22 protein-coding genes are annotated in these 17,746 nt (G+C 71.0%); 8 read left to right on the top strand and 14 right to left on the bottom strand.

The genetic code is table 11. The features are described 5' to 3' along the window. Positions 1 to 35: 35 nt before the first annotated feature. Positions 36 to 638 carry a helix-turn-helix domain-containing protein gene (locus ABZ463_RS23975; RefSeq protein ID WP_362779113.1) on the bottom strand — a complete coding sequence of 201 codons (603 nt, stop codon included), beginning with the start codon at positions 636 to 638 and terminating at the stop codon, positions 36 to 38. Positions 639 to 725: 87 nt separating this feature from the next. Here ABZ463_RS23975 and ABZ463_RS23970 point away from each other — a divergent pair, with 87 nt between their 5' ends. Further along, entirely contained in the window at positions 726 to 1,892 is a 1,167-nt protein-coding gene (locus ABZ463_RS23970) for a cytochrome P450 (protein ID WP_362779111.1), read from the top strand. A 5-nt stretch (positions 1,893 to 1,897) separates the two neighbouring features. Continuing rightward, a complete protein-coding gene (locus ABZ463_RS23965; RefSeq protein ID WP_362779108.1) occupies positions 1,898 to 2,104 on the top strand; it encodes a hypothetical protein in 207 nt (68 codons plus the stop codon). A 130-nt stretch (positions 2,105 to 2,234) separates the two neighbouring features. Here the strand turns inward: ABZ463_RS23965 and ABZ463_RS23960 are convergent, their stop codons facing one another. Both ABZ463_RS23960 and ABZ463_RS23955 read right to left on the bottom strand, forming a co-directional pair. After that, positions 2,235 to 3,485, bottom strand: coding sequence for an MFS transporter (locus tag ABZ463_RS23960; RefSeq protein ID WP_362779106.1), 1,251 nt, complete (start codon positions 3,483 to 3,485; stop codon positions 2,235 to 2,237). Beyond that, positions 3,482 to 4,906, bottom strand: coding sequence for an MBL fold metallo-hydrolase (locus ABZ463_RS23955; RefSeq protein ID WP_362779103.1), 1,425 nt, complete (start codon positions 4,904 to 4,906; stop codon positions 3,482 to 3,484). The genes ABZ463_RS23960 and ABZ463_RS23955 overlap by 4 nt, the downstream gene beginning before the upstream one ends. Positions 4,907 to 4,953: 47 nt before the next feature. Between ABZ463_RS23955 and ABZ463_RS23950 the strand changes: the two genes are divergently transcribed. Genes ABZ463_RS23950 through ABZ463_RS23940 form a run of 3 tightly spaced genes read left to right on the top strand, consistent with a single transcriptional unit; the run spans position 4,954 to position 7,137 of the window. After that, positions 4,954 to 5,631, top strand: a complete 678-nt coding sequence (locus ABZ463_RS23950) for a metalloregulator ArsR/SmtB family transcription factor (RefSeq protein ID WP_362779099.1) — start codon at positions 4,954 to 4,956, stop codon at positions 5,629 to 5,631. Continuing rightward, positions 5,628 to 6,800 (top strand): cysteine desulfurase family protein, encoded by a 1,173-nt coding sequence (locus ABZ463_RS23945; RefSeq protein WP_362779097.1) that lies wholly within the window; start codon positions 5,628 to 5,630, stop codon positions 6,798 to 6,800. The genes ABZ463_RS23950 and ABZ463_RS23945 overlap by 4 nt, the downstream gene beginning before the upstream one ends. A gap of 13 nt (positions 6,801 to 6,813) precedes the next feature. Next, a complete protein-coding gene (locus tag ABZ463_RS23940) occupies positions 6,814 to 7,137 on the top strand; it encodes a sulfurtransferase TusA family protein (protein ID WP_362779094.1) in 324 nt (107 codons plus the stop codon). Positions 7,138 to 7,174: 37 nt separating this feature from the next. On the opposite strand, the gene ABZ463_RS23935 is transcribed toward ABZ463_RS23940, so the two are convergent. The 3 genes from ABZ463_RS23935 to ABZ463_RS23925 are packed head-to-tail and all read right to left on the bottom strand — an operon-like array spanning position 7,175 to position 9,191. Next, a complete protein-coding gene (locus ABZ463_RS23935; protein WP_362779091.1) occupies positions 7,175 to 8,422 on the bottom strand; it encodes a sigma-70 family RNA polymerase sigma factor in 1,248 nt (415 codons plus the stop codon). Next, on the bottom strand, positions 8,419 to 8,757 hold the full coding sequence (locus ABZ463_RS23930; protein ID WP_362779089.1) for a YciI family protein: 339 nt from the start codon (positions 8,755 to 8,757) through the stop codon (positions 8,419 to 8,421). The genes ABZ463_RS23935 and ABZ463_RS23930 overlap by 4 nt, the downstream gene beginning before the upstream one ends. 35 nt (positions 8,758 to 8,792) lie before the next feature. Beyond that, positions 8,793 to 9,191 carry a VOC family protein gene (locus ABZ463_RS23925; protein ID WP_362779086.1) on the bottom strand — a complete coding sequence of 133 codons (399 nt, stop codon included), beginning with the start codon at positions 9,189 to 9,191 and terminating at the stop codon, positions 8,793 to 8,795. Between the two features lie 501 nt (positions 9,192 to 9,692). Here ABZ463_RS23925 and ABZ463_RS23920 point away from each other — a divergent pair. Beyond that, the gene (locus ABZ463_RS23920) at positions 9,693 to 10,139 is read left to right on the top strand and encodes a DUF6069 family protein (protein ID WP_362779083.1); all 447 of its coding nucleotides are present in this window, start codon (positions 9,693 to 9,695) and stop codon (positions 10,137 to 10,139) included. Positions 10,140 to 10,162: 23 nt separating this feature from the next. Here ABZ463_RS23920 and ABZ463_RS23915 read toward each other — a convergent pair whose 3' ends face one another. The 8 genes from ABZ463_RS23915 to ABZ463_RS23880 form a co-directional block, all read right to left on the bottom strand. Continuing rightward, positions 10,163 to 11,164: a bile acid:sodium symporter gene (locus ABZ463_RS23915; RefSeq protein WP_362779080.1), complete on the bottom strand. Its 1,002-nt coding sequence runs from the start codon at positions 11,162 to 11,164 to the stop codon at positions 10,163 to 10,165. Beyond that, positions 11,161 to 11,619: a MerR family transcriptional regulator gene (locus ABZ463_RS23910; protein WP_362779077.1), complete on the bottom strand. Its 459-nt coding sequence runs from the start codon at positions 11,617 to 11,619 to the stop codon at positions 11,161 to 11,163. Before ABZ463_RS23910 ends, ABZ463_RS23915 begins: the two co-directional genes overlap by 4 nt. A gap of 94 nt (positions 11,620 to 11,713) precedes the next feature. Beyond that, entirely contained in the window at positions 11,714 to 12,604 is an 891-nt protein-coding gene (locus tag ABZ463_RS23905; protein ID WP_362779075.1) for a cytochrome c biogenesis protein CcdA, read from the bottom strand. Between the two features lie 3 nt (positions 12,605 to 12,607). After that, positions 12,608 to 13,111 (bottom strand): redoxin domain-containing protein, encoded by a 504-nt coding sequence (locus ABZ463_RS23900; protein ID WP_362779073.1) that lies wholly within the window; start codon positions 13,109 to 13,111, stop codon positions 12,608 to 12,610. A 233-nt stretch (positions 13,112 to 13,344) separates the two neighbouring features. Beyond that, on the bottom strand, positions 13,345 to 13,707 hold the full coding sequence (locus ABZ463_RS23895; protein ID WP_362779070.1) for a hypothetical protein: 363 nt from the start codon (positions 13,705 to 13,707) through the stop codon (positions 13,345 to 13,347). A gap of 5 nt (positions 13,708 to 13,712) precedes the next feature. Continuing rightward, positions 13,713 to 14,174: a MerR family transcriptional regulator gene (locus ABZ463_RS23890; RefSeq protein WP_362779068.1), complete on the bottom strand. Its 462-nt coding sequence runs from the start codon at positions 14,172 to 14,174 to the stop codon at positions 13,713 to 13,715. Beyond that, positions 14,171 to 14,530 carry a rhodanese-like domain-containing protein gene (locus tag ABZ463_RS23885; RefSeq protein WP_362779065.1) on the bottom strand — a complete coding sequence of 120 codons (360 nt, stop codon included), beginning with the start codon at positions 14,528 to 14,530 and terminating at the stop codon, positions 14,171 to 14,173. The genes ABZ463_RS23890 and ABZ463_RS23885 overlap by 4 nt, the downstream gene beginning before the upstream one ends. A gap of 15 nt (positions 14,531 to 14,545) precedes the next feature. Beyond that, complete coding sequence (locus ABZ463_RS23880) at positions 14,546 to 14,893, bottom strand: hypothetical protein (protein WP_362779062.1); 348 nt, start codon at positions 14,891 to 14,893, stop codon at positions 14,546 to 14,548. Between the two features lie 1,050 nt (positions 14,894 to 15,943). Between ABZ463_RS23880 and ABZ463_RS23875 the strand changes: the two genes are divergently transcribed. Continuing rightward, positions 15,944 to 17,074 (top strand): hypothetical protein, encoded by a 1,131-nt coding sequence (locus tag ABZ463_RS23875; RefSeq protein ID WP_362779059.1) that lies wholly within the window; start codon positions 15,944 to 15,946, stop codon positions 17,072 to 17,074. 43 nt (positions 17,075 to 17,117) lie between these two features. After that, positions 17,118 to 17,642, top strand: a complete 525-nt coding sequence (locus ABZ463_RS23870) for a hypothetical protein (protein ID WP_352013466.1) — start codon at positions 17,118 to 17,120, stop codon at positions 17,640 to 17,642. Positions 17,643 to 17,746: the final 104 nt, after the last annotated feature.

Genomic DNA, 17,746 nt, shown 5'->3' with positions numbered 1-17,746 from the left:
CGAAGCAGGAGCCTGCGACATTTCGCCCGTCACCGTCACCCGGTGGGGTGGGCGGCGGCCATGACGCCGTGCACGGCCTGGCTGATGCGGTCGGCGGCGTGCTCGGGGTCGGGCTGGCCGGCGTCCAGCCAGGCGATGACGGCCTCCAGGGTGAAGCCGGGAATCAGATGGGCGGCCCAGTCCAGCCACGGCCCCTCTGGGATGACGCGGGCGAGGTTGCGGCGGCCGATCTCGTGGGAGGCGGCGGTGATGGAGTCGATCAGGTCGCGGAAGTCGGGCTCGCGGGCGGCGTAGCGAAACAGCAGCCGGAATCCGTCGGGGTCGGCGGCGGCGGCGCGTAGCAGGGAGGGGATGGAGTCGTCGTCGAAGTCGTCGGCGCCGGTGGCCTCGGCCAGTCGCGTGCACGCGCGGTCCAGGACCGCCCGGTACAGGTCGGCTTTGGAGTCGAAGTGCCGATACAGCATGGCCCGGGTCAGTTCGGCCTCGGCGGCGATGTCGTCCAGGCCGGTGGCGGCATATCCGGCGCGGGCGAAGGCGCGGGTGGCCGCGTCCAGGATCTGCTCGCGCCGCTCCGCGCGGCGCAGCCGCCGCACCGGCGGTGCCGTGACGGCCTCGCCGCCTGCTTCGGGATTGCTCATCAGCCCTCCACTTGTAGAAATCAAAGTATACATATAGCTTTTTAGACATTGAAGTATACAAATTCTTGTCTACTTTCTGGAGGGTTCATGCCGACCGTCCCTGTCCAGCTGCCGTACGAGCAGCCCGACCCGATGCGGCCCGCGCCGCTGCTGCGCGAGTTGCAGTCCCGCGGCTCCATCCACGCCATCCGCACCGCGGTCGGCCATCCCGGCTGGCAGGTGCGCGCCCTGCTGGACGACGACCGGCTCGGCCGATCCCACCGTGAGCCGGACAAGGCCTCCCGAACAGGGGAATCGGCCGTGTTCGGCGGCCCGCTGGGCGACTTCGACACCGAGCGGGCCGACCACCGGCGTATGCGCTCGCTCCTGCAGCCGCACTTCTCGCCCAAGCGCATGCGCGCGCTGCGAGCCCGGGTCGAAACGCTCACCAGCGGTCTGCTGGACGATCTGGCCGCCGCAGGGCCGCCCGCTGATCTGCACGCCGCGCTCGCGCTGCCCCTGCCCATCGCGGTCATCTGCGAGCTGCTCGGTGTGCCGTACTCCGACCGCGCCCGGTTCCGGGCCTGGACCCAGGCCGCCGGCGACGTCACCGACCGCGCCCGCTCCGAGCAAGGCCTGACCGAGCTGTTTCTCTACGGCCGACACCTGGTGACACGCAAACGGGCCGAGGCGGACGCGGACGCGGATGTGATCTCCCGGCTGGCCGCCACCGCCGGGGTGAGCGACGACGAGGCCGCCTCGATGAGCATGTTCCTGCTGTTCGCCGGCCACGAGACCACCGTCGCCGCGATCGACGAGGGAGCGCTGTGGCTGCTGGCCTACCCGGAGCAGTGGCAGGCCTTGGTGGAGGATCCGTCCCGCATCGACGCGGCGGTGGAGGAGATCCTGCGCGCGCCGGGCCTGGGCGGTGGCGGCATTCCGCGCTACGCCCGCACCGACTTGGAGATCGCCGGTGTGCAGGTGCGCGCCGGAGACCTGGTGCTGCTGGACAACGGCGCGGCCAACCACGACGCCACAGTGTTCGCCGACCCGGACCGCTTCGACATCGACCGCGCGGCTGTGCCGCACCTGTCGTTCGGTCACGGCGCCCGCTACTGCATCGGAGCGCCCCTGGCCCGCATCGAGCTGCACGTGGTCTTCTCCCAGCTGGCCGCCCGATTCCCCACCCTCAAGCTTGGGTGCTCGACCGAGGATCTGAGCTTCAACGCCCACGTGCTGACCGGCGGCCTGACCGCCCTGCCGGTCACCTGGTGACCACCGTGACCAGGACGCGCACGAAGACGAACCTGCGGCGGCCGGTCTTCGGCCGGATGCATCCGAAGACGGCCCGCGCCCTGAACGAGAGCGGACCGGCCGAGCGCCGCCGCGAACTGCTGACCGGCCTGACCAGTGAGGTGATCGAGGTGGGGGCCGGGCTGGCCGAGCGGCTCTCAGCCCCTGATCTCAGTGCCGTGCTCGCTGCCTGAGGTCGCGGTGGCGCTGGCCGAAGCCCGGTGAGTGCTCACGCCGGGCGGGCAGGGTCGTCGGAGCCTGGGGCGACGGCTGTGGCGCATCAACGCAGGTGCGCCCGGACCGGTAGCGGCCATCCGCAGGCGATCAGGACCTGGGGTGCTCGGTGATCCACCAGGCGGCCAGCAGCCCGGAGCCGGCGGTGAGTACGGCGGCGGCGACGACGGTGGCCTCCAGGCCGAAGGCGTCGGCCAGAAGGCCGGCGAGCAGGGCTCCGGCAGCGTAGCCGATGTCGCGCCAGAACCGGTAGGTGCCCAGCGCGCCTGCCCGCCAGGCGGGGTGGGCGTGGTCGGAAACCGAGGCGATCAGCGCCGGGTAGACCATGGCGGTGCCCAGTCCGAGCGCGACGGCCGAGGCGATCCCGGCCAGCAGCGGCCGCTCCAGCAGGACCAGTGCGAGCACGAACCCGCCCGCCTGGACCAGCATTCCGGACACGATGAGGGGCTTGCGGCCGATGCGGTCGGCCAGGTGCCCGGTGGGGATCTGGCCGATGCCCCACAGGATCGGGTACAGGCCTTTGATCAGGCCGACGGCGGCCAGGCCGAGGCCGTGGTCGGTGAACAGCAGCGGGAACACTCCCCAGGTCAGGCCGTCGTTGAGGTTGTTGACCAGCCCTGCCTGGCTGGCGCCGCGCAGCGAGCGTTCCCGCCAGGAGGTGCGCGCGAACGTGGAGGCCAGCCCAGGGTGTTCGCCGTCGGGCAGCGGCTTGGGGTGCTGGGCAAGCTCCAGAGCGACGTGGGCGGCGGTGTCGCGCACGATGAGCGACAACGCCAGGCCGGCGGCGACGAACACGACACCGATGAGCTCGGGAGCCGGGCGCAGGCCATAGGTGGTGGCCAGGTAGCCGGTGAGCAGCGCGGTGAGGCCGACCGCGGTGTAGCCGGCGGCCTCGTTCAGGCCGGTGGCAAGTCCCCGGCGGGCCGGGCCGACCAGGTCGATCTTCATGTTGACGGTCATCGACCAGGCCAGGCCCTGGTTGAGGCCGAGCAGTACGTTCGCCGCGACGATCCACCACCACGACGGCCCCCACGCGAGCATGAACGGCACCGGCGTGCCGATCAGCCACCCGGTCAGCAGGAGCTGCTTGCGGGTGAAGCGCGCGGTCAGCGCACCGGCGGCGAGGTTGGTCAGAGCCTTGGTCGCGCCGAAGGCGATGATGAAGGAGAACACCGCCAGGTCGCTGGTCAGCCCGAACACGTCGGTGCCGATGAGCGGCACGGTGGTGCGCTCCAGCCCGACCAGGCCGCCCACACAGACGTTGACGACGACGAGCAGGGTGAACTGCAGCCGGTTCTCCCGCAAGCCGAGCCGTACGGGCGCGGCCGTGCCTGTGCTCACCGGGCGCCGCCCTCAGTCGCGTCGAGTTTCGTGCCGTGGGCGGCGGCGTAGTCGGCCGGGCCGCCGTCAAGGACGGTCACGCCGGTGTGCCCGGCGCGTTCCAGCAGGCTCGCGGCGGTCATGGCGCGCTCGCCGTGCCCGCAGGCCACCACCACACCGGCCGGGGCATCGCCTGCACGGCCGGCGAGGTCGCCGAGTTCGAGGTGTAAGGCGCCCCGCACGTGCCCGGCGGCGTATTCGGTTTCCTGCCGCACGTCGAGATAGGGGCCGTCCGGCGTCTGGTCGGCGGTGACGAACGCGGTGGTCGTCTGAGGGTGGCCAGCTTCCAGCCAGGCGGACATGCCGCCGGCCAGGTGCCCGGACAGCCGCTCATAACCGATCTTGTACGCCTGCCACACGACCTCCGCCAGGTCCTGCCCGTCACCGGCGACGAAGACCAGAGGCGTGGTGTCGGGCAGCAGCCAGCCCAGCCAGGTGGCGAACTGATCCCGTAGCGGGATGGACAGCGCACCGGGGATGTGTCCGGCCGCGAACTCGGCGGCAGGCCGTACGTCCACCACCTGGCCGCCGTCGGCGAGCATCGCCTTGACCTGCCCGGCATCGAGCGCCGGCAGCGGCGGTGTGCCGGCCAGGACAGCGGGGCCACGCCGGTTGGCCTCGGTCAGGCGCGCGAAGTAGGCGGGGTAGGAGCCGAGGCTCGCCACCAGCCGCTCCACGAAGGTGTCCTCATCCGGTGCGGCCAGCAACGGGTTGGTCTGCTTCTGCGCGCCAATGGTGGTGGTGCGCTCGGCGCCGGGCGGCGCCGAGCAGAACGAGCCCGCGCCGTGAGTGGGCCACACCGCGGTCGCGTCCGGCAGCGTGGCCAGCCGGCGCAGCGAGCGGTACTGGGCGCGGGCCAGCTCCTCGGTGCGATCCGCGCCGAGCAGGTCAGTGCGGGCAGCAGAATCCACGATCAGCGACCCGCCGGTGAACACCCCCAGCTCGCGGCCGTCATCGAGCAGCAGGAACGACAGGTGCTCGTCGGTGTGGCCGGGCGTGGCCAGCACACGCAGCCGCAGCCCGCCCAGGTCGACCTCGTCACCGTCGGCCAGATCCTGGTGCGGGAAGGCGCGTACGCCTGCCGCGGAGGCCAGCACGCTCGCCCCCGTGTCGTAGGCAAGCTGCACAGCGCCGGACAAGAAGTCGGCGTGCAGGTGCGTGTCGGCCGCATAGGCGACCGTCAGACCGCGACGGCGGGCGACGGCACGCAAAGCGCGCAGGTCACGGCTCGCGTCCACGGCCAGCGCCCGGCCGTCGCCCAGGTCGAGCAGGTAGGCGCTGTTGCCCAGCCCTTCATCCACCAGCGGCATCAGGTGGTCGTCGATGAACCCCACGATGTCCTCCAAGATCTGACCCCGGCAGGGCCGCGGAGGGTCGCGCACAACCCTCACCTCTATGTACAATATTCCATAGATTAATGGAGGATTGGATGAGTGACGCAACCCCCGTCCAGGCCAAAGCCCGGCTGTATGAAGCATTCGCCGCCAGCGGCAAGGCCCTGGCCAGCGGAAAACGCCTGGAACTGCTCGACCTGCTCGCCCAGGGCGAACGCACCGTCGAGGCCCTCGCCACGGCGGCGGGCCTGAACCTGACCACCGCCTCAGCCCATCTGCAGACGCTCAAGCAGGCCGGGTTCGTCACCACCCGCCGCGACGGCGTGCGCATCCACTACCGGCTGGCCGGTGACGACGTCGCCCGGCTGTTCGCGCTGCTGCGCACCGTTGCCGAGAACCACCAGGCCGCCGTCCCGCCCGCACGGGAGGCCTACCTCGGCCAGGACGGCGCGGCGGAGGTCACCCGCGAGGAGTTGCGCGAGCGCGTCGCCGCGGGAGACGTCGTGGTGCTCGACGTTCGCCCGGTGGAGGAATACCTGGCCGGTCACATCCCCGGAGCCGTCAGCATCCCCGTCGCCGAACTGGCCGGTCGGATCGACGACCTGCCCGCCGACGCCGAGATCGTCGTCTACTGCCGCGGCGAATACTGCGCGTTCGCCTACGACGCGGTCCGCCTGCTGACCGGCCGCGGACGGCACGCGATCCGCCTGGCCGACGGCATGCTCGAATGGCGGCTGGCCGAGTTGCCCGTCGCCGTCGGGAAACCGGCGTGAGCGACACACCCGCTGAGCGGGTCTACCTGGACTACAACGCCACCACGCCCGTCGATCCACAGGTGATCGAGGCGATGCTGCCCTATCTGACCGTCCACTTCGGCAACCCCTCCAGCGGCCACCCGTACGCCGAAAGGCCCCGCCGGGCACTCGCCGACGCCCGCACGCAGGTCGCCGCCCTGATCGGGGCGCACGCGCCGCAGGTGGTGTTCACCGCCTCCGGCTCCGAGGCGAACCTGCTGGCCATACGCGGCGCGGTACTCGCCGCTGGGCGCCCGCGCCCGCACGTGATCACCCAGGCCACCGAGCACCCCGCCGTGCTGGAAACCTGCCACATGCTGCGGCGCCTGCACGGCGCCCGGGTCACGGTGCTGCCCGTCGACGGCGACGGGCTGGTGCGCCCGGCCGCGCTGGCCGCCGTACTGGATGAGGACACGGTGCTGGTGTCGGTGATGGCCGCCAACAACGAAACCGGCGCCCTGCAACCGGTCGCCGAGCTGGCCGCCCTTGCCCACGCCCGGGGCGCGCTACTGCACTGTGACGCCGCCCAGGCAGCGGGCAAGATCCCGCTGGACGTCACCGAGCTGGGTACGGACCTGCTCACCGTGGCCGGGCACAAGATGTACGCGCCCAAGGGCGTCGGCGCACTGTACGTACGCGAGGGCGTGGCGCTGGAGCCGGTCGTCTACGGAGGAGGGCAAGAGCGCGGCCTGCGTGCCGGCACCGAGAACGTCGCCCTGGCCGTCGCCCTCGGCGCCGCCGCCGCCCTGGCCGCACGCGACCTCGCCACCGGCGTGCCCGCCCGCCTCGCACAGCTGCGCGACAACCTGCACCGGCTCCTGGAGGCGGCGCTGCCGGACCGTGTCCACCTCAACGGCCCCGCGCGTGAGCGCCTGCCCAACACGCTGAACATCAGCATCGACGGCGTTGGCGGACACGACCTCCTCGCCGCCGCGCCCATGGTGGCGGCCTCCACCGGTTCGGCCTGCCACAGCGGCACCCACACTCCGTCCTCCGTGCTGTCGGCCATGGGCCTGCACGCCGCCAGAGCGCTGAGCGCGCTGCGGCTGTCGCTGGGCCGTTGGAGCACCGGCGACGACGTCGAGACAGCGGCAGCCGCGCTGGCCGACGCGACCCTGACCGTCTCCCTCCGCTCCTCGGCGTCGTAGAAACGACAGCGCCATGAACGACGAGCACGCGAACGCCACCGCGGACGACGGCGCCGACGGCCCGCCGGAGCCTGTGGTACTGGACGGCGGCGGCCGCCACTGCGTCCAGCTGCTGATCGAGCTGAGCCGTTTGGTGGCCGGCCTGCCCCCGCGCAGCGTCGTACACCTCATCGCCGCCGACCCTGCCGCGCCGCTGGATCTGCCCGCCTGGTGCCACCTGACCGGGCATCGCTACCTCGGCCCGGTGCCCGGCCGTGACCGGCCCACCTACGCGCTGCGGGTCAGCGGCGAAGCCCGCCCCACGAACCCGGGCGCGCCCTGGCACCCGGACGGCTGAGAGCCGGTGACCAGGCACGTTTCACGGCCGTCGGTTCTCAATTCCAGGCGAGCCGCTCGGTCAGCAAAGCTTGCTGGGCGGGGTTGGTGGCCAGCGCCAGCGCCCGCTCGTCGCAGGCCCGTGCCTGCTCGGCCGCTCCCAGCGCGCGCAGGAACTCAGCGCGGGTGGCGTGCCAGAGCACATAAGAAGCCAGATCGCGCTCCAGCTCATCGACTTCGGCCAGCGCCGCCCCCGCGCCACGCACGTGGCGCAGCGCGATCGCCCGGTTCAGCCGGGTGACCGGCGAGGGGGCCATGCGCAGCAGCATGTCGTAGAGCACCAGGATCTGCGCCCAGTCGGTCTGTTCGAACGAGGGCGCCTCCGCGTGGCAGGCCGCGATCGCCGCCTGCAGCTGATAGGGCCCCGGCCGTCGATGCGCACGAGCCGTGCGCGTCAGCAGCGCGCTCGCCTGCTCGATCGCATGGCGGTCCCAGCGGGAGCGGTCCTGATCGGCCAGCAACACCAGACGGCCGCACTCGTCGAAACGGGCCGCACCGCGTGCCCGGTGCAGCCGGATCAACGCCAGCAGCCCGGCCACCTCCGGCTCACCCGGCGCCAGGTTGACCAGCAGGGCGGCCAGCCACTCGGCGTCCTCGACGAGATCACGCGCCTGGGCGCGCTCGGCTGTGCTGGACAGGTAGCCCTCGTTGAACATCAGGTAGACGACCGCCAGCACCGAGGCCAGCCGCTCCGCCAGCTCGTCGGCCGCCGGAACGCGGTAGGGGATGCCGGCCTGGCTGATCTTCTTCTTCGCCCGGGTGATGCGCTGGGCCACCGTCGCCTCCGGCGCCACGAACGCCGCGGCGATCTGTCCGGTGGACAACCCGCACACCACCCGCAGCGTCAGCGCGATCCGTGCCGCCGGGGCCAGTGCCGGATGACAGCAGGTGAAGATCAGCCGCAACCGGTCATCGGCCATCCCCGGCTCGGGCCGGCGCAGCTGGGCCAGCTTGGCCCGGTAGTTCGACTCGCGCCGCAGCACATCCAGCCCCCGCCGCCGCGCCACCGTGTACAGCCACGCCTGCGGCCGCTGCGGGATCCCCTCGACGGGCCAGCGGCGCAGGGCCGCCTCCACGGCGTCCTGCACCAGGTCCTCGGCGGCGGAGAAGTCACCCAGCAGCGAGATCAGACTCGCCGCCAGCCGGCCGGCGTGCTCGCGCACCACGTGAGCCAGCACCTGCCCGCTGTCGCCGCCGAGACCCTCACCGGCGATGCCGCCAGCGGGCTGGTCCGCGGGGCTGGTCATGAGGCGGGGCGGATTTCCACGATCGGGCACGCCGGCCATGAGCGGGCCAGCTTCAACGCCTCGTCCAGATCGGCCACCTCGACCTCGGCGAACCCGCTCACCACCTCTTTGCCTTCCACGAACGGCCCATCGGTGACCATCGGCTCGGCGCCGTTCAAGCGCAGCGTGGTGGCGGTGTGCACCGGCGCCAGATGCGTATGGTGAGTGATCACTTCAGCGTGCTCGGCGAACCACCGGCCCACCGCCTCATAGGCCTGGCGCCGCTCCAGCTCGCCCATCGCCTCCAGCTGCTGCGCGAACTCCTCGGTCTCGATGAACATCAGCACGTACTTCATGCCGCAATCCCCTTCGCCGTTGTCTCATCCGCAGGTCAGCCGGCCGGAAGCGCGGCGTACAGGTCGACGCCGCCTCCGTCCGGGTCTGCCACCGTGGCGTACCGCATCCCCCAGAACGCGTCGAACGGCTCGGCGAGCCCCCGATACCCCGCCTCGACGAGCTCGGCGTACATGGCGTCCACCTTGGCCGGGGCCTCGAACGCAAAGCACAGCAGCGTGCGCGGCCCGCCCCTCGGCGCACTCCAGCCGGGCAGCAACGGTGTGCGGAAGCCCTCGGTGTCCAGCATGACGTGCAGCCCGTTCGGCAGGTCACAACCGGCGTGCCCGGGAGAGTGCTCATCGATCGTGAACTCCAGCCCGAGCCGGGCGTAGAAGGCGATCGAAGCGTCCAGGTCGGATACCACGATGTCGATCGTGTTCAGCGTGGGATTCATCATGCGCTCCTTCGCGCTCAATCGGTGAGGTTCGGCCAAGGCCGTCCGCGAGATCCCCTGCCGGATACACCTCGCCTGACCGCGAGCCGGACACCGCGACATGCCCGCCGACGGCCTTGGCCCTCACCTCACCGACGATCGGCCGAAGCCTCGATACGACAGGGACACCGAAAAACCTTCCCGCGCCGGACACAACCTGGTCAGCGCAGGCGGCCCATGACGATGAGCCTTCCGGACAGGACGCGCCGCATCCAGCACGGCCTGCCACAGCCCCCACAGAATCGCGACGCGCAAGCCTGAAGAGGGTGGGAATCGAGTGCTCCGGAAAGGAGCCGCGCCGGGGCGTAACCACAGGCCCAGACCGGAGGACTTGAAGTCCGTACCCAGGTACACCCTTACCGTCGAGGCGGAACCAGCCCCTCCTGGGAGGGGTGGCGCCGTCTTCCGCGGGCGCGTTGGTTTCCGCCTGCCCCTGTTTCTGGTGACGTTGAGGAGTTCGTGATGGCTGACGCGGCACGGGTGCGCCCGGTGTGGATCGTCGTGGGTGCGGTGTTGGGCGCGCTGGCGGTGAACCTGCTGATCTGGCTGATCGGCCGGGGCCTGGGCGGGTCGTTCGTCTACCTGGAGGCTGGCGGCCGTCCGCATACGACCACGGCGCCGCAGGGGGTGATCACCATGACGGTGGTCCCGATGACGGCCGGGCTGGTGGCCGCCGCGCTGCTGGGCTCGCGCTGGCCGGTCATGGTGCGCGTCGCCCAGGTGGCGGGGCCGCTGCTGGCGCTGGCCACGGTGGCCATGACGTTCACCGCCGGGTTCGACGGGGTGAGCCAGATCGCGTTGACGTCGATGCACGTGGTGATCGCCGTCGTGGTGGCGGGCGCCCTGCAACTGCTGGCCCGCACGCTGGGGAGCCCGGACCGTGCGAGCCGCTCAACGGCCGCGGCCTGACCGCCTACCTCTGACCTGGAAGGTCAGCAGCCTGCCGCAGGGGTCGTGTCCGACGGAGCCGCATCGGGTACCAGCTTGGGGACCAGGCGGACGAGGGTGACCATCGCCACCAGTTCCACCAGCGTCTGGGTGACCACCGCGAGCGGCGCGAGGCCGAGCGCGGGCGGCAGGGCGAGGGCGAGCGGGAGCACGACCAGGGAGTTGCGGGTGGCGCAGGAGAACATGACCGCCCGCGTGGCCGCCACGTCGAGGCGCGCCGTACGGGCGGCGAGCCGCCCCACGGTCACGGCGAGTACCACGAAGGCGGCATACAGCGGAAGCAGCCGCGCCAGTACCGTCGCCTGCGCGCCGACCGCGGCGATCTGGGAGCCGACGACGACGGCGAGGGTGGCCATCATGAGCGGCACCATGGCTCCGGCCATGATCTCCTCGATGATCTGCCCGGCCCGGTGTCGTCGCGCCAGCGCCTGCACGAGCGCGGCGGCGGCCAGCGGCGCGGCGATGAGCACGGCGAACGCTTCGGCGAACGGTGTAATCTCCACCATGGCCAGCACGTCCGCCCCGGCGAAGAGGAAGAGATAGACCGGCAGCAGAAGCATCTGGACCAGCATCAGCACAGGCGCGGCGGCCAGCAGCCGCGCCTGTGCCCCGCCGGCCAGCCCGGTGAAGACGATCACGTAGTCGATGCACGGCGTCAGCAGCACGAGCAGCAGCCCCAGCAGCAGGGCGCGGTCGTCGGCGACGAACCGCGACAGGCCGTAGGCGAGCAGCGGAACGAGCGCGAAGTTCGCCACCAGTACCGTGGCCAGGAACCGCACGTCACGGAAGGCCCGTCCGATCTCGCCCATCGGCACGGCCAGGAACGTCGCGAACAGCAGAAGCGCCAGCACCGGGTTGATCGCCGCCTCCAGCCCGGGAGCGGCCTGCGGGGCGGCCAGTCCGGCGAGCGCGCCGACGGCGATGGCGGCCAGGTAGAGGGGGATCTGGTGCTTGTCCCACCAGGCGAGGACCCGGGACGTGCTCACTGTTTCTCCTGATTCTTCCGCTGGTCGTCGGTGTTGCCGGGGCGGCAGGGGCCGTGCGGCCGGGCCAGGAGCATGCATTCGCTGCGGCAGGAGGCGCCGCTGTCGGGGCAGGCCGCCACCTGGTCGGTCGCGGCGGCGAGCCGATCACGCAGCAGGTGCAGATTCGCCAGATGCGCGTCCAGCTCCTGCAGCCGCTGGGCCAGTTTGGGGTGCAGTGCTTCGCGGACCTGAGTGCAGGTGTCGCCCTCGACGACCACGAGCAGTTCGGCGATCTCCGGCAAGGCCAAACCGAGACGCTGGGCGGCCTCGATGAACGCCAGCCGCCCCAACACCGTCTCGTCGTAGTCGCGGTAGCCGTTGGGTTCACGGCCAGCGTGGATCAGACCGATGCCGTCGTAGTAGCGCAGCGTGGTCGCGGGAACGCCGGACCGGGCCGCGACCTCGGAAATGCGCACGCCCGCCAGGGTAGAGGTTTGAGTTGGCTCAAAGGTCCAGTCCGGCACCCGTCACGGCGGCCGCCTCCCGGGGCGTGACGGCGAACCGTCGCGGCTACTCGGCGGGCGTGCTGATGCGGCTACGCCGCCGTAGCGCGGCCACCACACCGAGCCCACCCAGCACCAGCAGCGCCAGGACGGTGAGCGCCACGGTCCAGGGGCCGAGCCCGTCGACCCAGGCGGCGAGCGTGTTCTGCAGTTTCGCGGCGGCGTCGATGACAGGATCAGCGCTGTCCCGCCCGGCCGTGACCTGCAGCTCGTGCCAGCCGTACCAGGCGACATAGGCGCCGCTGACCAGTAGAAGCACACTGCTGAGGCGCCCGATGTGCGGGAGGGTGCGGCGCAGCAGCCGGGCGGCGCCGTTCTTGGCCAGTGCCGCGCTCACGGCCAGGACGCCGACGACCGCACCCATCCCGGCGGCGTAGGCGAGGTAGGCCACCAGGCCACCGACGATGTTCCCGGCCCGGAAGGTGGTGGCGGTCACGACCAGGAACGGGCCGATGGTGCACCCCAGCGACGCCGTGGCGTAGGCCAGTCCGTACCCGAACAGGGCCGCCGGGCTGGAAGCCGGGTGCCGACCGGCACGCAGACCGGCGCGCGAACCGACCGCAGGCAGCTTGATGGAGCGCCCGGCCAGCATGAACGCCCCGAGAATGGTCAGCACGCCGCCGATGACCACGGTCAGCACCGGGATCCACCGCTGCAGCCCGCTCGCGAACGGCGCCAGCACCAGCCCGAACGTGCCGAAGACCGCCAGGAAACCGGCGCTCATCGCCGCCGTGGCGGCCAGCGCCCGCCCGGCCACGGCCAGCCTGCCTGTTCCCTTGCCGTCCGGGCCGGGGCCGGAGATGAACAGGGCAAGGTAGCCGGGCAGCATGGCGAACCCGCACGGGTTCACCGCCGCCAGCGCCCCGGCCGCCAGCGCGAACGCCAACGTCTCGATCACCGGTCAGCTCCCGGTGAGGTCGGCGACCTTGGCGGCCAGCGCCTCCTGGCCCAGCTCGCCCCGGACGACCTCGACGGTGCCGTCGTCGTCGATGAAGGCGTAGGCGGGCTGGCGGACGATACCGAAGCGCTTCCAGATCTCCCCGGTGACATCGGCCAAGTGCGGGAAGGCGTTCAGCGTGAACTCGGCGACGAAGCCCTTCATGTCGGCGACCTCGCCCAGACCGGCCACGCCGACGAAAACGGCCTTGCCTCCTGCCGAGGCCTGCACGGCGGCCACGTTCGGGGCCTCGCGGCGGCACTCGCCGCACCACGGCGCCCAAAACCACAACACCGCGTCCTTGCCTTGCAGGGTGGTGCCCTGGAAGGCGGCGCCGTCCACCGTGGTGGCGGTGAAGGCGAGCTTGCCCGCGGGTTCCTGACCGGTGCTGCCGGAGGGGGTGGTGCCGCAGGCCAGCAGGACGGCCGCCGCGGCGGCGAGCGCGGCAGCGAAACGTAGACGACACATCAAGAGACGATCTCCAGATCGTGGGTCGGAAAAGCAGGGCATGACGCGACGGCGCGCCGGGCCGGTGTCCGGGCGCGCGGTCGCGTCAAGGACGTGAAAAGAGAGGGAAGAGTGGCCTGGGCGCGTGCGCAAGAGACCGGCGAGAGGAGGGAAGACAGCCGGTGCGCCAAGCACCGGAGACAAAAGGCGCGGGGCCGGGAAAGGGAACGCGGCCCCACAGCGGTGGTGCGGGGTCAGCAGTCGCCGCAGCCGCACGCCGACGAACCGCACGCTCCCCCGGGCGGGGCGCTTCGGCCGCTCCTGCGACGATGCAGCCACCACATGCCGCCCGCCGAGGCCAGCAGCAGGCCCGCGACAGCCAGAAGGGTCTGTTCGGCGAGCGCGGCGCCCGCCCCGGTCAGGAGCCCGGCGCCGATCAGGACCGGCAACGCGCAGCAGGCCGTACACGCCAGCACCGCCAGTGCGGCAGCGACCTTGCTGCGCCGCGGCGGCCCGCCGTTGACGCTGTTGGCGCCACGGTCACGGTTGTTCGCCGCCTTAGCGGATGTGGCCAGAGATACCGCGACCGGCGCACGGTGATCAGGGTTGCCGCTCACCGGCGTCAATCCTCCTTCGGGGTGCGGCCTTCGGCCAGATCGGCGAACGGCATCGGGCAGTCCGGGCAGGTGCAGTTCGTCAGGCTGTCACAGCCTGCGGAGACCACCTCGGCCAACGCGGCACGGATGGTGGTCAGGTCCGCGATCCTCTCCTCCACCTCGGCGATCTTCGCCTGGGCGCGGGCCCGCAGGTCCGGGGTGGGGTGGCCGCGCCGTCCGGTGTCGAGCAGCTCAGCCACCTCCTCCAGCGTGAAACCCAGCCGCTGCGCGGCCTTGATCACCGTCAGCAGGGTCACCGTCTCCGGCGGGTAGGCCCGGTGGCCGCCGGGACTGCGCACCGGCTCGGCGATCAGCCCACGCCGCTCGTAGTAGCGCAAGGTCTGCGGATTAACCCCGGCCTGCTCAGCCACCTGCCCGCTGCGCAGGTACGGCCCACCCGGGCCCTGCAGCACGATGTCCTGCCTCATGCCGTCCTCCCCACCGTGGCGGCGGGCGCGGGGCTGCCCTCGAAGGCCAGCCCCGCCTCGGCCCAGTCCTGCTTGCCTCCGGCGTAGACACGCACGTCGGCGTACCCGAGCCGGGCGAACGCGGCAGCGGCGATCTTCGAGCGGTTGCAGTACGGGCCGGAGCAGTAGACCACCACCGGGGCCGCCCGATCAGGGGCGACCTGCCCGGCGAGTTCGGCCGACACCTGGTCAGGAACGTTGCGGGCACCGGGAAGGTGCCCGGAGGCGAAGGCGTCGGCCGGTAGGGCCTCCACCACCTGCACGCTCCCGGCCTCCAGGAGAGCGAGCAGGTCCGCACGGCTGATGCGGTCCATCATCATCGTCTCCCCGGCTCAGCGCGCGGCCGCGGAGACCGCACGGGACTGCAGTGCGTCCAGAACGTCGATGTGCTCGTCCGGGACGGCGACCTCCAACGTCAGGCCGCCGTCGGCGACGGTGAGGGCGAAGGAGAAAAACGAGCAGCAGCCGTTCTCCCTGGCCATCAGTTCGGCGGCCCGGGCGGCGTTGCCCGGACCGAAGGCGAGGTCCAGGCGCAGCCGGGCACGCTCCGGCCGCGTCACGCCCCGCACCGCGTCGGCGAACAAGGCGTCGAACTCGGCCACGCGCAGCGGCTGCTCGGCGGTGGGAAGGGTGCAGGCGGAAGGGACCCATCCCAGGTCAACGGCGATGTCCTGTGTCATGTCTCGACGGTAAACCTGTACCTAGGTACCGAATGCAAGCCCCTGATGGCGTAGCGCCAAAATCCGGTCCGATCCTCCCCGAAGGCCGATACAAGCCATTCTTGTGTGAGTTGATTGCCCAACCGGCGCAGCAGCGTCACCGAGGAGACCCGGCCCTCCCGGATCGAAGCTCCCCCGAAACGCTCGAAAGGCCGTCGGCGGTCAGGGCTTGAACCAGCCCTCGAACTCCTCGGATTCCTCATCTTTCTGCGCGGCCGGCACCTGTGCGGCGGCCGCGGCTTGTTGCCTACGGTGCCGGGTTCCCGGCCGGACGCCCCGTGCCGGCCACGATCAGGGGGTCGAGCAGCAATGGAACGGTCAGTGGCGTTAGTGAGGCCTCGGGGCGCGGCCTGCCGCCCGCCAAGGATCGCGGTGGGTCGGTGCCCCGCCCAGCGCGGGTATCGCGCGGCGGCGTCTTTGAACTCCATCGGCGGGTGGGTGATCGCACACAGGAAAGGCGAACGCGGTTTCGGGTCAGGGCGTGGCCGTCCCGCCCATCCTTGCCCGGCCGTGGGGTCGTTCGCGACGTCTGCCCCTTTCGGCCCGAGTCCCGGCCTTCGTCAACGTCGGCCGCGGCGAGGGGAGCCATCCATTCCGACCGGCGACGACACGAAAGGGTTCAGGCTTGGGCGCGCACCCCCTCGTGGCGCCACAGCCAGAAGTCGATTACCGAACGTTGACGATCAACTACGCTCCGCTATCAATGGGGTGACTGGATCCACAGAAACAGCCCTCGCGGCAGCAAGGAGCGATCATGAGGAGGCTTCCTCCACGAGACCGTTCTCGCGCTGACCGTGGCGCGCGACACGGGGCCGACGCCCGAATCGTCGAAACCCAGCGCCAGGCCCTTCTCGACGTGGGGGGGACGACGATGACCGCTCACCCCAGCCGTGGCGGCGACCCCGGCGAGGACATCAAGACCGTACAGGCCGACGCCACGGACCAGGTACACCCGGTCCTGGTTTGACCCCGCCCCGCACTGATCCCACCCCAACCCCCTTCGGAGCAGCGATGAGACCGAGCACACGATCGGCGGTGGCGCGTCTGATGGCCGTCGCCGTCACCCTCGGCGCCCTGATGGCGCTCGCAGCACCCCCGGCATCGGCCGGTGCTCTTGCCAAGCGTGGTGACTTCTCCCGCAGCGAGGACCTGGTGTTCTCCAACCCCTACAGCCTGCCCTGCGACGGCGTCGCCTACGCGGTTCGCAAACCGTTCAAGGCGGTCTACACCGAGCCCGGCGGAGACGCCGTGGTGATCAGCAAGGGCGACGCCAACCAGCACACCCTGACCGCGACCAACACCAGAACCACCACCAACACGGTCGCCGACACCTACAGCGTCAGCGCCAAGATCGCCGGGAAGCTGGTCCCGGTGGAGAAGATCTTCGAGGTCAGCGGCGAGACCGTCTACACTTCGACACACTCGGTGAGCACCGCCAAGACCGTCACCTTCGCCGTCGCCGACGCCGTCGTGATCAAGCCCACCGGCAACTCCCGGATCACCGCCACCCCCACCTTCTTCAAGACGCAGGTCTTCGCCGAGTACTGGACCCGCGGCGGCAGTCCGCCCGAGTGCGGCACCCCGAACAAGACCGCCCACCGCGCCCACATCGACGCGGTGGGAGGCATGGGCTGGGTTATCCAATGCGACGGCCGCCCCTGCCAGGCCGGCAAGGACTACATCCCCGTCAGCAGGAACCTGCGGTCGGATGTCATCGCCCAGCCCGACACCCTGCTGACCAAAAAGCACTCGCCGCTGACCTACAAGCTGGTGAAGAACTGCGGCCTGCCCAGTTCGAATGCGGACTACTGCCAGTTCCAGCTCCCCACCCAGTGCAGCGTCGACCTCAACAGCAGGGACACCCACCAGCTGTCGCGGGACTGGACCGCGTCGGTCACCTGCCCGTGGAGCATGCCCTTCGCCGAATACGACCTTGTCTCCAGCACCTACATCGAAACCAGGGACTTCGACGGTCTCGGCCCCTGGAAAGACGACCCCACCGAGTACCGAACCCACTGCAAGGTGGGGAAGGCCTGCGAGGTCAAGGTCACCCTCGACGGCACGCAGCGCGTCGCCTACAGCTTCAGCGGCGGCTCGTGGAAGTTCGGCTCCTCACGCACCCTGCTCATCCCCACACTGTGAGACCCCTTCTCATCCCCGGCCACCCCGTCCGTGAGGAATCTCAATGACCATGCCCCGCCCGCGATGGGCTCGCCGCGCGGCCGCCGCCATCGCCGCACCCCTGCTGCTGACCGTGCACGCCCCCGCGGCCGACGCCACCGCATCCGTCGACGAATGCTGGAACCAAAAGGCCGTCCCCGTGGACGGCTACGCACCCGACATGCCGACCGGCGACCAGCCCACCAACCTGCGCTACGCCTTCACCTACCCCGATGCCGCGCACGGCGGCACCAACCGCGCCTGCTCCCTGCGCGTCAACTTCTACGCCAAATATGGGCCCTCCGGCCAGACCGCCGACCTTGTGGCGGTAGCCATCAGCTTCACCTACAAAGCCGCGCCGAGCCGCCGCATCGTCGACAACATCACCAACAACGTCCCCAACAAGGCGCAGCTCATTCAAGTGCAGGATCTGGAGGTCGTGGTCATCCCACCCATCGGCACCGCGACAGACCCTGACCTCGCCTCCTGCTGGAGCAACGCCACCAAATGCAGCGACCAGAGCGACGACCTGCACTACACGTATCCGTGATCGATGGCAGGGCGGGGTCAGGTCGCGCCCGGACCCCGCCCCGGCGGCGCAGCACGGCCCAGGCGTTGAACACCGTGGCGTAACTCTTGGCCGCTGCGGCTCCG

It is taken from the genome of Streptosporangium sp. NPDC020145 (assembly GCF_040631275.1).
Taxonomy (GTDB): domain Bacteria; phylum Actinomycetota; class Actinomycetes; order Streptosporangiales; family Streptosporangiaceae; genus Streptosporangium.
Note: the sequence above shows the minus strand (reverse complement) of the source record. Positions and strands in the feature narration are given on the sequence as shown.

Coding starts and splice junctions, on each gene's coding strand:
- ABZ463_RS23975 (WP_362779113.1), bottom strand. CDS start 638: ATGAGCAATCCCGAAGCAGGCGGCGAGGCCGTCACGGCACCGCCGGTG.
- ABZ463_RS23970 (WP_362779111.1), top strand. CDS start 726: ATGCCGACCGTCCCTGTCCAGCTGCCGTACGAGCAGCCCGACCCGATG.
- ABZ463_RS23950 (WP_362779099.1), top strand. CDS start 4,954: ATGAGTGACGCAACCCCCGTCCAGGCCAAAGCCCGGCTGTATGAAGCA.
- ABZ463_RS23940 (WP_362779094.1), top strand. CDS start 6,814: ATGAACGACGAGCACGCGAACGCCACCGCGGACGACGGCGCCGACGGC.
- ABZ463_RS23935 (WP_362779091.1), bottom strand. CDS start 8,422: ATGACCAGCCCCGCGGACCAGCCCGCTGGCGGCATCGCCGGTGAGGGT.
- ABZ463_RS23930 (WP_362779089.1), bottom strand. CDS start 8,757: ATGAAGTACGTGCTGATGTTCATCGAGACCGAGGAGTTCGCGCAGCAG.
- ABZ463_RS23925 (WP_362779086.1), bottom strand. CDS start 9,191: ATGAATCCCACGCTGAACACGATCGACATCGTGGTATCCGACCTGGAC.
- ABZ463_RS23920 (WP_362779083.1), top strand. CDS start 9,693: ATGGCTGACGCGGCACGGGTGCGCCCGGTGTGGATCGTCGTGGGTGCG.
- ABZ463_RS23900 (WP_362779073.1), bottom strand. CDS start 13,111: ATGTGTCGTCTACGTTTCGCTGCCGCGCTCGCCGCCGCGGCGGCCGTC.
- ABZ463_RS23890 (WP_362779068.1), bottom strand. CDS start 14,174: ATGAGGCAGGACATCGTGCTGCAGGGCCCGGGTGGGCCGTACCTGCGC.
- ABZ463_RS23885 (WP_362779065.1), bottom strand. CDS start 14,530: ATGATGGACCGCATCAGCCGTGCGGACCTGCTCGCTCTCCTGGAGGCC.
- ABZ463_RS23880 (WP_362779062.1), bottom strand. CDS start 14,893: ATGACACAGGACATCGCCGTTGACCTGGGATGGGTCCCTTCCGCCTGC.
- ABZ463_RS23875 (WP_362779059.1), top strand. CDS start 15,944: ATGAGACCGAGCACACGATCGGCGGTGGCGCGTCTGATGGCCGTCGCC.
- ABZ463_RS23870 (WP_352013466.1), top strand. CDS start 17,118: ATGACCATGCCCCGCCCGCGATGGGCTCGCCGCGCGGCCGCCGCCATC.